Here is a 14,485-nt window from a genome sequence, read left to right on the forward strand (position 1 = left end):
GGCCGCCGCAGCCCGGCCCTCGGCGCGTGGCCCTCGCCACGTCCCGCCCGTCCCAGGCAACCCATCCCGTCGTTCATACCTCTGTAAGGGGTGTAAGGGGGACCGATCGGTCCGACCCGCGCTCCGCGCGAGCGCCGGAGAAGGAACGGGACAAAACCGTGCAGCATGACCAGCAAGGCGACGGCAGCCCCATGACCGAGGGCGGCCGTCGCCCCCACCGCCTGCGCATGATTCTGATCAGTGGCGGGCTCGCGCTCACCCTCGCCGCAGGGGGCGCGGCGGCGTACAAGTTCGGCCTCTTCTCCGACATAGGGGATCCGGTCGCCTTCGGGAAGGTCCAGGAGAAGACGGCCACCGCCTCCGAGGTCCTCCCGGAGGTGCTCATGCCCACCGGGCCGGCGGCCGAGTTCGTCCGCACCAACCGGCTGCCCGACGGCACCCAGATCGCCAAGACCACCCTCAAGGGCGCGAAGTCCGGATTCACGGGTGACGTGTGGGTGTGGGTGCCCAAGGAGTACGACGACCCGAGGTACGCCAAGAGCGGCTTCCCGGTCCTGATCTCCCTGCCCGGAGGTCGCGGCTACCCGACGAACTACTGGGGGACGGGCCCCGGCCTCGGCCTCCAGAAGGCCGTGAGCGACGGGGCCGCGGCCGGGACGAGCCTGCCCTTCATCCTCGTCATGCCGGTGATCAACGGCGACACCAAGCACCACTTCGACGGTTCGGACATCCCCGGCCAGCCCAGGATGGGCACCTGGATGGCCGAGGACGTCCCGGATTTCGCGAAGGCCAATTTCCGCACCTTCACCTCCCGTGACGGCTGGGCCTTCATGGGTTCCTCCTCGGGCGGCTTCGGCGCCTTCAAGCACGTCCTGAAGCACCCCGACCGGTTCAAGGCGGCCATCGCGAGCGGGATCGACATCGTCCCCGACTCCCCGCTGTGGCAGGGGAACAGGCAGGCCATGGACGCGGACAACCCGGAGAAGCTCGCCGCGAAACTGATCGACGCCAAGGGCCCCGAGGTCTACATCAACTTCCAGATCGGCACCGCCGAGACCGGCCGCGAGAAGGCCGAGAAGTTCATGAAGGAGTACGGGAGGGGCCCCGTGCACACCAGGCTGCAGGTGATCCAGGATGGTGAGCACAACGGAAAGTCGTACGTGCGTGGCATGAGGGAGGGCTCCCTGGAGTGGATCAGCAAGGTGATGAAGGCACCGACACCCGAGCCCGGCGTGTGATGAGCACGGTGGTGAAGGGGGCGTCGGCGGCTGCCGCGGCGGGGATCGCGGCGCTGTGCGCCGTCGCGTTCGTCGAGGCGCCCGCCGAACCGTCGGCGCTCCCCTTCCCCACCGTCGGAGTACTCATGGCGGGCGGCGAGCACTGGTGCACGGCGAGCGTCGTCGACAGCCCGAAGGGCAACGTCGTCGCCACCGCCGCACACTGCGTGGCCCCCGCGGGCGAGGACGGGCAGCCGGGCGAGGTGGCCCACGACGGCCTGGCCATCGGTGAGCTCTCCTTCGCCCCGGCCTTCTCCGGCGAGGGTGCCGGCACCCAGCCGCTGGGGGTGTGGAAGGTCCGTTCGATCCACGTGGACGACCGCTGGACGAAGTGGGGCGAGGACACCGCCGACTTCGCCTTCCTCACCATCGAGCCCGGCGAGGACGGGCGCAGCGTCCAGGAAGCGGTCGGCGGCGGCGCCGAGGCTCCGGTACCCGAGTGGACCTCCGGGTACGAACGGGACGTGACCGTCGTCGGTTACCCGGAGTCCGAGCACAACCCGCAGAACAAGCCCGTCTCCTGCACGACGCGGACCCGCCACGACGAGGACGACCCCGACATGCTCTACATGAGCTGCGCCGGGTTCTGGACGGGGACCAGCGGCAGCCCCTGGATCGCCGACCGGGGCGGTCCGGAGCGGGCCGGGCGGCTGATCGGCGTGCTGAGCGGCGGGGACACGGACGTGGACTCCACGGCCGCACTGTTCGACGAGCACGCGAAGGCCCTGTACGAGCGGGCCGCGCGGGGCTGAGCGGGACGGCGTCGCAGGCGGCCGAGCGGGCTCGTGCCGCACGACCGTCAGCGGGCCCGTGCCGCACGGGGCCCAGCGCGTCCGCGCCGCGGCTACCGCTTCCTGCGCTCCGTACTGACGATCACACCCACCGCCGCCACGACGACCGATCCGCCGACCACGATCGGCCAGGTCAGGGCCTCGTCGAGGATCAGCGCACCCAGCGCGACGGCGACGACCGGGTTGACGTACGCGTACGTGGACACCAGCGACAGGGGAGCGGCCTGGAGCAGCCACACGTACGCCGTGAAACCGACGAGCGAGCCGATCAGCGTCAGGTAGGCCAGGGCCAGCCAGGAGGCGGTGGATACCGACGCCGGGTCCAGGCCGCGCTGCTCGCCGCGCAGCAGGCCGACGACCACGGCCGCGGTCCCGCCCACGACCATCTGGTAGGCGCTGCCGGTGAAGGGATTGCCCGGCAGCTCCAGCCTCGACGCCGAGAACGAGCCCAGCGACCACAGGACCGAGGCCGCCACCACCATCAGCACCCCCGACAGCCGCACCGCCCCGCCGATCCCCGAGCCGGTCAGCACCGCGAGCCCGGCGAGGCCCACCAGCACCCCGCCCAGGGTGCGCCGCGGAGGCCGGTCACCGGTGCTCGCCCGGAGCACCACCACCCACATCGGGACCGCCGCCACCAGCAGCGCGGCGAGTCCCGACGGCACCGAGGTCTCGGCGAGGACGACCAGGCCGTTCCCGCCGAGGATCAGCATCAGGCCGACCAGGGCCGCCGAGCCGAGCTGGGCAGGGGTGGCCCTCAGCGCGGCCGGACCGCTGCGCCAGGCGACGACGGCCGCCAGCAGCAGTCCGGCGGTGATGAAGCGGGCTCCGGCGGAGAGGAAGGGCGGCATGGTCTCGACGACGATCCGGATGCCGAGGTAGGTCGAGCCCCAGACCACGTAGACGAGGGCGAGGGCGAACCAGACGGCGCCGGAGATCCTGCCGCGCGCGGCGGTGGCGGAGCCGGCGGCAGCCTTGCCGTCCAGAGGTGTTGAGGTGCTCATGCTCGGATCCTATGGTCGTTGGCCCATACAGGCTTCCGGGTTTCTCACCCCTTGAGCAGGCTGTTCAGCTCGCCGTACGGGAGGGAGTGCGCGAGCGACCCGTAAGTGCCGTCGGAGATCAGCTCCTCGGCGGCGCGGCGGACCACGGCGTACGCGGCCTCGGCGACCCAGGAGCCGAGGCTGACGCGGGACACCCCGAGGGCGCCGAGGGCGGCGACGGCCGGGGCGCCGGGGCCGACCAGGATGTTGAGCGGGGCGTCGATGCCCTTGGCCAGCTCGGCGACGGTGTCCGGGTCGAGGACGCCGGGCACGAAGATGCCGGTGGCCCCCGCCCGGAGGTACGCGGCGGCGCGGGCGAGGGTGTCGTCCAGGCGGGTGGCGCTCTCGCCGAAGCCCCGGAGATAGGTGTCCACGCGGGCGTTGATGTAGAGCGGGACCCCGGCGGCATCGGCTGCGGCGCGCGCCGCAGCCAGGCGCTCGGCCTGCTCGGCGGGATCGCGGTGGCCGTCCTCGATGTTGATGCCCACCGCGCCCGCGGCCAGGACCCCGGTCACGGTCTCGCCCACGCCGGCCGGGTCGGCGCCGAAGCCGCCCTCGATGTCGGCGGTGACGGGGACGGAGACGGCGGCCACCACGCGGGCGACCAGGTCGAGGGCCCGGTCGCGGGCGAGCGCGTCGCCGTCCGGGGACCCGAGGGACCAGGCGACGCCGGCGCTGGTGGTGGCGACGGCGGGGGCGCCGGCGGCCTCGACGACGAGGGCGCCGGCGACGTCCCAGGCGTTGGCGAGGGCGAGGGGTGCGGTGGGGGTGTGCAGGGCCGCGAACGCGGCGGCCTTGGCGGCGAGATCAACGTGGGTGGTCATGGGGCCAGTTCACCAGACCGGGGCGGGTCCGGGCTCGCGGAATTCCGACATGTAGCCGGAGTGCCGGGGCCGGTGCAGGCCGGTGCGGGCGGGTGCCGCCCCGGCGGTGGTCAGTGGGGGGCGGCCAGGCCGGTCTTGGCACCCGAGCCGCACAGGGGGAGCACCGCCGTGCGGCCCTGCAGGGGGTCCGAGGGGGCCGAGGGGCCCACCGCCGCCCAGCACGCGGCGGCGGTCGGTTCCACGAAGAGGCCGCGGCGGGCCAGATCCCGCTGGGCCTCGCGCAGGGCGGCGTCCGGGACGGTCAGGAAGGTGCCGCCGGACTTGCGCACCGCGGCCAGGATCTGGCGGGCGCGGGGCGGCGCAGGGATGGCGATCCCCTCGGCCAGGGTCGGCCGCTGCTCCACCGGGGCGGCGTCCTCCGCGCCCGCCGCGAACGCCTCGGCCAGCGGGGCCACCGCCTCCGCCTGCACCGCGATCAGGGCCGGTGGCCGGACCCCGCGCCGGGCCAGTTCCTCCACGGCCAGCGCCGCCCCGAGCAGCAGGGTGCCGTTGCCCACCGGGACCACCAGGGCCTCCGGCAGCCGGCCGCCCAGTTCCTCCCACACCTCGTACACGTACGTCTTGGTCCCGTGGAGGAAGTACGGGTTGAACACGTGGCTCGCGTAGAAGACCCCGGGCGCGTCCGCCGCCGTGCGGGCGGCCTCCGCCGCGGCCTCGCGGCCGCCGGGGACCACACGGACCACCGCCCCGTGTGCCCGCATCTGTTCGGTTTTCTTCTCCGACGTGCCCTCGGGGACGAAGACTTCGCAGTCCAGTCCGGCCCGCGCGCAGTACGCGGCGATCGACGTCCCGGCGTTGCCGCTGCTGTCCGCCACCACCCGCTCCGGGGCCAGCCGCCGGGCGAGCTCCGCGAGCATCACCGCGCCCCGGTCCTTGAAGGACAGAGTGGGCATCAGGAAGTCGAGTTTGGCCTGAATTCGCTCCCCCAGCGGAACCATCGGAGTGTGCCCCTCCGCCAGCGAAACGGAGAAAGCCCCCGGCAGCGGCAGTACGGAGCCGTACCGCCACAGCGAATTCGGCCCCGAGGACGGTTCCAGCACCGCGGCCGGGTCCGGCGTGAAATCGAGGTCCCAGGGTCCACCGCAGACGGGGCACCCCCAAGGCGCAGTCCGGACGTCCGCGCGTGTACCGTCCTCTGAGCAGACGTAACCGGGGGGTGCGTGCGTCATGTGCGGATCGCCTTTGTTCGATCATGGCCGGGGTACGGCTCGGATGTTACGCGTCCGCCCTGCCCGTGCGGGTCGTGCCGAAGGTGGGTCAACCTTTCGGCGGCGACAGCCCGTTGGGCCGTACGGGTTGTCATGGCCACGCTTGTGCGGCAGCGCCGCACCCCCTGCTTGCACCACCTAGGAGGAGGACCCGTCACATGCCAGTGATGCGTCACACAAGCCGGAAAATCGCCGGCATCAGCGCGACCGCGGTCGTGGCCCTCGCGCTCGGCACGGCTTCGGCGCTTCCCGCATCGGCCGTCGGCATCGGTGTACCGGGTGTCATCCAGAACGCCGGAGCCCCGGGGTCCATACCCGGCAGCTACATCGTGACCCTGAAGGACTCCGCGGCCCGGTCCACCGCCGACAGCGGCAGGGCCGTGGCGAAGCGGTACGGCGCGAAGATCGACAAGACCTACAGCGCGGCCCTCAACGGCTACTCCGTCAAGGTCTCCGAGGCACAGGCCAAGAAGCTGGCCGGGGACCCCGCGGTCAAGTCGGTCGTGCAGAACCGCACGTTCACCGTCAGTACCACCCAGCCCGGCCCGCAGTCCTGGGGTCTGGACCGGGTCGACCAGCGTGCGCTGCCGCTGAACCAGAGCTACGCCTACCCGGACAAGGCCGGCGAGGGCGTCACCGCCTACATCATCGACACCGGCGTCCGCATCACGCACCAGGAGTTCGGCGGGCGTGCCTCCAACGGCTACGACGCCATCGACAACGACAACACCGCCCAGGACGGCCACGGCCACGGCACGCACGTCGCCGGCACCGTCGCGGGCAGCTCGTACGGCGTGGCCAAGAAGGCCAAGATCGTCGGTGTCCGCGTCCTGGACAACAGCGGCAACGGCACCACGGCCCAGGTCGTCGCGGGCATCGACTGGGTGACCCGCAACGCCGTCAAGCCGGCCGTCGCCAACATGTCGCTCGGCGGCGGCGCGGACTCCGCGCTCGACGCAGCCCTGCGCAACTCCATAGCCTCCGGCATCACCTACGCGGTGGCCGCGGGCAACGAGTCCAGCAACGCCGCGACGAAGTCCCCGGCGCGCGTCACCGAGGCCATCACGGTCGGCGCCACCACCAGCACCGATGCCAGGGCGGCCTACTCCAACTACGGCTCCGTCCTGGACATCTTCGCGCCGGGCTCCGCCATCACCTCCGCCTGGGGCACCGGCGACAGCGCCACCAACACGATCAACGGCACGTCGATGGCCACCCCGCACGTCGCGGGCGCGGCCGCCGTCTACCTCTCGCAGAACCCGGCCAGCACCCCGACCGAGGTGGCGACGGCCCTGGTGGGCTCGTCCACTCCGAACGTGGTCAGCGGCGGCGGCACGGGCTCGCCGAACCGCCTGCTGCACGTCACCGCCCAGGGCCCCGTCCCGCCGGGCAAGCGGTTCGAGAACACCGCGGACCACGCGGTGGGCGACAACGCGACCGCCGAGTCCTCGATCACCGTCAGCGGTGTCGTCGGCAACGCCCCGTCGGCGCTGAAGGTCCCGATCGACATCAAGCACACGTACATCGGTGACCTCAAGGTCGACCTGGTCGCGCCCGACGGCAGCGTCTACACCCTGCACAACCGGGCCAACGGGGCCGACGACAACATCATCAGGACCTTCACCGTGAACGCCTCGGCGGAGACGGCCCCGAACGGTGTCTGGAAGCTCCGTGTGAACGACAACTCGGCCGGCGACACCGGGAAGATCGACTCCTGGGCGCTCCAGTTCTGATCAGCGTCCGATCGGCCTCCGGCCGGTCCGGGCCACGGGCCCGACCGGGCCGTGAGGAACAGCGGGGGCGACCGACTTGTCGGTCGCCCCCGCTGCGTACTATTTCGCGCATTCGTTCGCGCCCTCCGCGGCGCGCCCCACGATGCCCCCTGCGATGGAGTCCGCCCCAGTGAGCACCACGCCGACCCCTCCTCCCGGGCCGGGCCACTCCTGGCCCCCGCCCTCACCGCGGCCGGGATGGGGTCCGCCGCCCGGCTACGGACAGCATCCGCCGGCGCTCAACGGCTTCGCACTCGCCTCGCTCCTCTCCGGACTGCTGTGTTTCCCGCCGCTCGGCGTGGCGTTCGGCATCGCCGCCCTCGTGCAGATCGCGAAGCGGGGAGACCGGGGGAAGGCGCTGGCGATCGTGGGCCTGGCAGTGTCCGTGGTGATGACCGGCGTACTGGTCCTCGCCACCGGGCGGATCCTCACGGACCTCGACGACCGCTTCGAGTCGCTCAGCGAGTACTCCGACGTCGAGGGCGAGCTCACGGACCTCGACGACCTGCGGCCCGGTGAGTGCTTCAACGTCCCCGGCGGATACCTGATCGACGAACGGCCGTTGACGTACCGGATCGACTGCGCGCAGGTGCACCACGGCGAGGTCACCGCGTCGAAGGTGCTGGGGACGGCGGACGTGCCCGGGTCGGGCGGGGCCGACCGCGCATCCGAGGACGCGTGCTGGAAGGCCCAGGACGAGTACGCGATGGACACGTGGGCGCTGCCCGAGTACGCGGAGATGTTCTACTACGCGCCCTCGCCCGAGTCCTGGGCCGAGGGGGACCGGGTGCTGCTCTGCGTGATCGGCACGAACGAGGAGGAGCGCCGGGGCAGCCTGCGCCGGGACGAGGGGATGCTGAAGCCGGAGCAGTCGGCCTTCCTGCGGGCCGCCAACTCCGTCGAGTTCGTGATGAGCCGGCCGCCCGAGCGCGACGTGGAGGACGCGCTGCCCGAGTACCGGGCGTGGGCGCGCGAGCTGTACGCGGCGCTGGGCGCCGAGGCCAAGCTCCTGCAGGGGGACATGGCCCGGGCGGGGATGGAGAAGGCCGTTCCGGCGCAGATCAAGGAGATCGAGGCGGCGCGCGAGCATTGGCAGCGCGCCTCGCAGGCGACGACGCCGCAGGAGTTCGACCGGCAGTGGGACCGGGCGCTGGCCGCGATGTCCCTGGAGACGGAGAAGGCCCTGCGCGGCGCGTACGGGCTTTCGACGGAGGTTCCGCAGTGGCTGCAGGACAGCCAGGGCGACCGGGAGGACCCGGACGACGGGTCCGGCGAGGGATCCTCCTCCGCGTCCGTGTGACGTCCGCGGGGGCGCTGTGGGTAACGCAGGGTAGCGGGTTTGAGTGACCTGGCTTCATCACTTCGGGTGAAACTCTGGCCCTTGCTTGCGGTATTCAACCGTCGGTTGCGAGGGTGTAGCTGTCTGTCAACCTGATGGGAGTGGCCAGTGACTTTCGGTGAGCAGCCGGCCTATCTGCGCGTGGCCGGGGACCTGCGACGGAAGATCGTCGACGGCTCTCTGCCCCCGCATGCCCGGCTCCCCTCTCAGGCCCGCATCCGCGAGGAGTACGGGGTCTCCGACACCGTGGCCCTGGAGGCGCGCAAGGTCCTCATGGCGGAGGGACTGGTCGAGGGCCGGTCCGGATCCGGCACGTACGTACGGGAACAGCCGGTCCCGCGGCGGGTCGCCCGCGCCGGCTACCGCACGGGCGGCGCCTCGACGCCGTTCCGGCAGGAGCAGGCCGACTCCGGCGCGCGCGGCACCTGGGAGTCGAGCAGCGAACAGACGGGCGCGCCCACGGAGATCGCCAAGCGACTCGGCATCGAGCCGGGCGAGCGCGTCATGCGGACGCGGTACGTCTTCCGCGACGCGGGGGAGGCGATGATGCTGTCCACCTCCTGGGAGCCGCTCGCCGTGACCGGCCGGACCCCCGTGATGCTGCCGGAGGAAGGGCCGTTGGGCGGCTCCGGGGTGGTCGACCGGATGGCCGCGATCGACGTGGTCGTGGACAACGTGGTGGAGGAGGTCGGCGCGCGGCCCGGCCTGGCGGAGGAGATCCTGCTCCTCGGCGGGGTGCCGGGGCACGTGGTGCTGATCATCGGCCGCACCTACTACGCGTCAGGCCGGGCCGTGGAGACGGCCGACGTGGTGGTCCCGGCGGACCGCTACCGCCTGGCGTACCACTTCCCCGTGAGGTAGCCGCTCGTACCCGCGCGTGAACCCCGGGCGCCGCCCGGGGGTTCACGCGCGCCCGGCGCGAACGCGTCGACCCGGCGGGTTTCGGCGCGATGATGATCGCCTCCGCCGTCCCGGTCCCGGTGTCCCCGGACGGTTCGGTCCGCATGCCGGGACCCCTTTCCCCCGCCTCGGGGCCGGGCCGGGTGAGTCCGTCCCGCCGCTTCCCCGCCGCCGCGTTGACGCCACCTGCGCGGACGCCCGCCGTCCGACGGCGCGGCGGCGCCGCCCGGGCATGTGGTGCGCCCCGTTCGAACCGGCGCGCACGGCCCACTCGTACGCATGGCCGGATGCGTACGCCTGTGAGGTACCTCTTCGTGAAAAACCGTATCCGCTCCGTAAAGGTCGGGCGTAAGCTCAGGCATATGCGCAATGCGGTTTCCCGGACACGTACGTCGGCGGAGGGTGAAACGCAATGAACGACAGCGGTGCGCTGCTTCCGTGGCTGGTCATACGCGAGGACGACAACGGCAACCGCTACCGGGTGGGCCGGTACGCCACCCGGGCCGAGGCCCAGAAGGTCGCCGACAGCCTCGAGGACCGAGGACACAAGCAGCTCTACTGGGTCGAGCGGATCGGTCAGACCGCCACGATGAACTGAGCGTCGCGACGACTCGCGACGCTGGCATAGGCTCCGCACATGACTGTACGCGTGGTCGTGGGCGGAGCCCTTTGTCATGAGGGGCGCCTGCTGGCCGCCCGCCGCAGCGCACCGCCCGAGCTCGCCGGACGCTGGGAACTGCCGGGCGGCAAGGCCGAACCGGGTGAGTCCGTCCCCGAGGCGCTGGTGCGCGAACTGCGCGAGGAGCTCGGCGTGGAGGCCGAGCCGCTGGAGCGGATCCCGGGGGAGTGGCCGCTGCGGCCGGGTCTCGTCCTGCACGTGTGGACCGCCCGGCTGCTCTCCGGAGTGCCCGCCCCGCTGGAGGACCACGACGAACTGCGCTGGCTGGGGCCGGAGGAGCTGGAGTCGGTGGACTGGCTCGACCAGGACCGGCCCGCGGTCGCCGAGGCCGGCCGCCGGCTGCGCCGAGGTGCGGACGGGTACGCGGGCCGGGACGTCGGCGGGGGCGCGTGACGCTCGCGGTCTAGGCCGTCTGCGCCACAGTGCGCCGGTGGGCAGGGATCGAGTGGTACGACGCCCCAATTATCGGGTATGTCGCTATTAATCCCTATCTCGTCCCCCTTTCGTCCCCGACGAACCGGACTGGGGTCACTGCTGGCCCGGGAAGTGATCGGCGTGATCGACACAGACGGTGAGTGCGCCGAGTGGGCCTTCCCCGCCGAGCCCGGTGCCGTCCGCACCGCCCGCCACGCCGTGCGCGGAACCCTCCACGACTGGGGCCTGGAGGCCGTCGGCGATGTGACCGTCCTGCTGGTCAGCGAGCTCGTCACCAATTCCCTGCGGTACGCCTCCGGCCCCATCGGGGTCCGCCTGGAACGGCGCAATCCAGCCGTCGGCAGCCCTGCCGGCGGACCCGCCCTGCTCGTGGAGGTTTCCGATCCGCTTCCGGATCCGCCCCGCGAACGGGTCGCCGACCACGACGACGAGGGGGGTCGTGGCCTGCATCTGGTGGCGGTCTCCTCACAGCGCTGGGGGACCCGGCACGGGAAGTCGGGCAAGACAGTGTGGTTCGAGTTGGCTCTTCCTGGTGAGTAACAAGGTGAACGGTGGTGTGTGACCTTCCGGGAACACTGCTCGGCGGCAGCCGGGGCAGGGGCTCGGGGGAGATCATGCGACATGGCTCGAAATCATCGAGACCGTGCTGTGATCGTGAACGCCGTGCCGTCCGGGGCCGTGGTGCTGAATACTTCGGTCATGGCCGGTCCGGTTGCGGTGAGCTGGAGGGGACGGTCGCGTGAGCGAAATACCTGCGCAGGCACATCAGACCGACGTGCCGCGAGAGACATGGCACGACGCCCTGTGGCACAGCAGTCCGCCTGGCTCGATATATGACTACATAAAGGTCGCCTCCTTCTCGATCGGGCCCGACGGGTTCATCGACCAATGGAGCCTGCGCGCCGAGGAACTCTTCGGGCTGACGGCCTCCCAGGCCGTGGGCCGTGACCCGGTCGACGCCTTCATGCCGCCCGAGCTGCGTCCCGACGCGCACCGCAAGGTGGCCGAGATCCTCGACGGCAAGGAATGGACGGGCCTGATCCCCTTCCGGATCCCGGGAGGCAACGGCGCGCACGGCGTGGCCGAGATCTATGTGATGCCCACCCAGACCGAGACCGCCGAACGGGCCGCGCTGTGTGTCGTGGTCGACGTACGCGCGCTGCGGCGGATCGAATCCGACCTGGCGGCTTCACAAGCGATATTCGGCCAATCTCCTTTCGGCTTCCTGCTCTTCGGTACGGACCTCACCGTGCAGCGCGCCAACCGCCGGTTCGCCACGGTCTTCGGAGGCGCCGTCGAGGAGCACCGCGGCCGGACCGTCCACGACTACCTGCCGGCGCACGAGGCCGACCGGATGGCCGAAGCCCTGCGCCGGGTACTGGACACCGGGGAGTCGGTGACCGATCTGCGGATCACCGGCGCCGCCCCCGGCAGCCGGGAGAACCGCCACTGGTCCATCAACCTCTACCGCGTCCACGGCGGCAGCGGCCGCCCCATCGGCGTGGCCGGGATCGGCACCGATGTCACCCGCCGCCACCTCGCCGCCCGCGAGGCCGCCGGGGTCCGGCGCAACCTGGCCCTCCTCAACGAGGCCGGACACCGCATCGGCAACTCCCTCGACCTGGAGACCACCGCCCGCGAACTCCTCGACGTCACCGTCCCCGGCTTCTGCGACCTGGCCGCCGTCGACCTCTACCAGGGCCTGCTGCTCGGCGACGACGACCGGCCCGCACGGCCGCAGGGCCCGGGGGTGCCGAGCCTGCCCGGACAGGGCCCGGCGCGGACGCCGTCCGCCGCCCTGCGCCGGGTGGCCTTCGCCTCCGCCGTCTCGGACGCACCGCTGTCCGGTCCGGGCGCACTGGTCTCCGTGGGCGACATCCACCGCTACCCGGCGGCTTCGCCGGGCGCGCTGGCCCTGCGTACCGCGCGGCCCCGGCTGATCGAGGGCGGCGGACCGGAGGACCTCGTGCAGTCCACGCTGGTCGTGCCGATGGTCGCCCACGACACGGTGGTCGGGCTCGCGCAGTTCTCCCGTACCAAGGGCAGCGAACCCTTCGGCGAACGCGACCGGGCGGTGGCCGTCGAACTGGCCGCGCGCGCCGCCGTATGCATCGACAACGCACGGCTCTACCGGCGCGAGCACGAACGGGCGCTCATACTGCAGCGCAGCCTGCTGCCCCCCGGCGACCCGGAGGCGGCCGGCCTGGACATCGCCTGCCGGTACCTGCCCGGCAATGCGGCCACCGAGGTCGGCGGGGACTGGTTCGACGTCATCGAGCTGCCCGGGCACCGTACGGCACTGGTCGTCGGCGACGTCATGGGCCGCGGGCTGCGGGCCGCCGTCGCCATGGGCGAACTGCGGACCGCCGTACGGACCCTCGCACTGCTCGACCTCGAACCGGCGGAGGTACTGACCGCCCTGGACGAGATCGCCCGCGGGCTCGGCGCCCCCGGCGGCTCCCAGCAGGCCTCCCGCGCGGCCCTGCACTCGCGGGACGCGGACCGTTCCGAGGTCTACCTCGCCACCTGCGTGTACGCCGTCTACGACCCGGTGACGCGGCGCTGCACCATCGCCAACGCGGGCCACATGCCGCCCGTGCTGGTCGAACCCCCGGACGAGGCCGGGAAACCGCGGCCCGCGCTGCTCCTGGAGGTGCCGCCCGGCATGCCGCTCGGCGTGGGCGGCGAACCCTTCGAGGAGGTCGAGGTCGACCTGCCGGAGGGCGCACTGCTGGCCCTCTACACCGACGGGCTCGTGGAGTCCCGCGACCATCCCCTGGAGGAGGGTCTGCGCGGGCTGCGCGAGGCACTGGCCGACCCGGTCCGCCCGCTGGAGGACGTCTGCGACCACGTGCTCAACACCCTCGACACCCGGCACGGCGAGGACGACATCGCGCTGCTCATGGCGCGGGTCCAGGGCCTGCCGGTGGACGCGGTCGGCGACTGGCAGCTGCCGCGCGAGGCCCGCTCGGTGGGCCGGGCCCGGGAACTGGCCCGGGCCAAACTCCCGGCGTGGGGCCTGGAGGGCCTGCTCGACACGACCGAACTGCTGGTCAGCGAACTGGTCACCAACGCCCTGCGGTACGGCGAGGGCGAGATCCGGCTGCGGTTGCTGCTGGACCGCACCCTGGTCTGTGAGGTCTGGGACGCGAACCTGGTCCAGCCGCGCCGCCGGCGCGCCCGCGACACGGACGAGGGCGGCCGCGGGCTCCAGCTGGTCGGACTGCTCTCGGCGGGCTGGGGCACGCGCCGTACCCACCGAGGCAAGACGGTCTGGTTCGAACTCCCGCTGCCCGGCGCGGCGGCGGAGGCCGTCGCCGAACTGTCGGCCGAGCAGCTGCTGAGCATGTACGGCTGACCGGGGCCGCGGGACCCCGCCGGGGTCCCGCGGCCCCGGCCGGGCAGCCCCCGTCGGAGGGCGGCGCTCAGGCGGCGCGCCCCCGCTTGAGCGCGGCGAGCCGCGACTCGACCTCCAGGGACTTGCCGAGGTCGTCCAGGGCCTCGAACTGCGCGTCCAGGGAGGACGCGGCCAGTTCCTGCTTCCCGAGCGCCATCGCCTCCTCCCGCCGCACCTTCTGCTCGAAGCGGTTCAAGTCGCTCGTCGGATCCATGACGTCGATGTTCTTCACCGCGTCCATCATCGTGTTCTGCGCCTGCGCCGTCTTCGCACGGGCCACCAGCTCGTCGCGCTTGGCCTGAAGCTCCGTCAGCTTGATCCGCATCGAGTCCAGACCCGACTTGAGCCTGTCGACGACCTCCGTCTGCGCGGCGATCGTCGGCTGCGCCGTCGTCGCCTCCTTCTCCGACTGGATCTGCCGTCCCAGGGCCACCTTCGCGAGGTTGTCGAACTTGTCGGCGTCCGCCGCCGCCCCCGCCGCCCGCAGTTCGTCCGCCTTCCGGCTCGCCGCGAGGGCCTTGCCGCCCCACTCGGCGGCCGCCTCCACGTCCTCCTTGTGGTCCGCCTCCATCAGCCGCAGATTGCCGATCGTCGTCGCGACGGCCTGCTCGGCCTCCGAGATGTTGTTCGTGTAGTCGCGGATCAGCTGGTCCAGCATCTTCTGCGGGTCCTCCGCCTGGTCCAGCAGCGCGTTGATGTTGGCCCTGGCGAGCTGGGTGACGCGGCCGAGGATGGTCTGCTTGCTCATGGTGGGTCTCTC

At 72.2% G+C, this 14,485-nt stretch carries 13 protein-coding genes; 9 read left to right on the forward strand and 4 right to left on the reverse strand.

All coding sequences use genetic code 11. From position 1 onward, the window contains the following. Positions 1-227: 227 nt before the first annotated feature. Positions 228-1,238: an alpha/beta hydrolase gene (locus tag OG444_RS24885; RefSeq protein WP_327264256.1), complete on the forward strand. Its 1,011-nt coding sequence runs from the start codon at positions 228-230 to the stop codon at positions 1,236-1,238. Then, entirely contained in the window at positions 1,238-2,029 is a 792-nt protein-coding gene (locus OG444_RS24890; RefSeq protein WP_327264257.1) for a trypsin-like serine peptidase, read from the forward strand. The genes OG444_RS24885 and OG444_RS24890 overlap by 1 nt, the downstream gene beginning before the upstream one ends. Positions 2,030-2,121: 92 nt before the next feature. On the opposite strand, the gene OG444_RS24895 is transcribed toward OG444_RS24890, so the two are convergent. The 3 genes from OG444_RS24895 to OG444_RS24905 form a co-directional block, all read right to left on the reverse strand. Then, entirely contained in the window at positions 2,122-3,072 is a 951-nt protein-coding gene (locus OG444_RS24895) for an EamA family transporter (RefSeq protein WP_327264258.1), read from the reverse strand. A gap of 44 nt (positions 3,073-3,116) precedes the next feature. Then, the gene (locus tag OG444_RS24900; protein ID WP_327264259.1) at positions 3,117-3,935 is read right to left on the reverse strand and encodes an isocitrate lyase/PEP mutase family protein; all 819 of its coding nucleotides are present in this window, start codon (positions 3,933-3,935) and stop codon (positions 3,117-3,119) included. Positions 3,936-4,045: 110 nt separating this feature from the next. Then, positions 4,046-5,164 carry a threonine synthase gene (locus OG444_RS24905; RefSeq protein WP_327264260.1) on the reverse strand — a complete coding sequence of 373 codons (1,119 nt, stop codon included), beginning with the start codon at positions 5,162-5,164 and terminating at the stop codon, positions 4,046-4,048. 197 nt (positions 5,165-5,361) lie between these two features. Here OG444_RS24905 and OG444_RS24910 point away from each other — a divergent pair, with 197 nt between their 5' ends. From OG444_RS24910 to OG444_RS24940, 7 genes are all read left to right on the forward strand, one after another. After that, on the forward strand, positions 5,362-6,936 hold the full coding sequence (locus tag OG444_RS24910; RefSeq protein ID WP_327264261.1) for a S8 family peptidase: 1,575 nt from the start codon (positions 5,362-5,364) through the stop codon (positions 6,934-6,936). Between the two features lie 169 nt (positions 6,937-7,105). After that, positions 7,106-8,275, forward strand: coding sequence for a DUF4190 domain-containing protein (locus OG444_RS24915; protein ID WP_327264262.1), 1,170 nt, complete (start codon positions 7,106-7,108; stop codon positions 8,273-8,275). Between the two features lie 147 nt (positions 8,276-8,422). Beyond that, complete coding sequence (locus OG444_RS24920; protein WP_327264263.1) at positions 8,423-9,175, forward strand: GntR family transcriptional regulator; 753 nt, start codon at positions 8,423-8,425, stop codon at positions 9,173-9,175. Positions 9,176-9,626: 451 nt separating this feature from the next. Beyond that, positions 9,627-9,812 (forward strand): SPOR domain-containing protein, encoded by a 186-nt coding sequence (locus tag OG444_RS24925; RefSeq protein ID WP_030012541.1) that lies wholly within the window; start codon positions 9,627-9,629, stop codon positions 9,810-9,812. A gap of 39 nt (positions 9,813-9,851) precedes the next feature. Beyond that, positions 9,852-10,286, forward strand: a complete 435-nt coding sequence (locus tag OG444_RS24930; RefSeq protein ID WP_327264264.1) for a (deoxy)nucleoside triphosphate pyrophosphohydrolase — start codon at positions 9,852-9,854, stop codon at positions 10,284-10,286. A 153-nt stretch (positions 10,287-10,439) separates the two neighbouring features. Further along, entirely contained in the window at positions 10,440-10,868 is a 429-nt protein-coding gene (locus tag OG444_RS24935; protein ID WP_327264265.1) for an ATP-binding protein, read from the forward strand. A gap of 208 nt (positions 10,869-11,076) precedes the next feature. Then, on the forward strand, positions 11,077-13,686 hold the full coding sequence (locus OG444_RS24940) for a SpoIIE family protein phosphatase (protein ID WP_383199542.1): 2,610 nt from the start codon (positions 11,077-11,079) through the stop codon (positions 13,684-13,686). Positions 13,687-13,753: 67 nt separating this feature from the next. Here OG444_RS24940 and OG444_RS24945 read toward each other — a convergent pair whose 3' ends face one another. Continuing rightward, the gene (locus OG444_RS24945) at positions 13,754-14,473 is read right to left on the reverse strand and encodes a PspA/IM30 family protein (RefSeq protein WP_327264267.1); all 720 of its coding nucleotides are present in this window, start codon (positions 14,471-14,473) and stop codon (positions 13,754-13,756) included. Positions 14,474-14,485 lie beyond the last annotated feature (12 nt).

Source organism: Streptomyces sp. NBC_01232, from assembly GCF_035989885.1.
GTDB lineage: Bacteria > Actinomycetota > Actinomycetes > Streptomycetales > Streptomycetaceae > Streptomyces.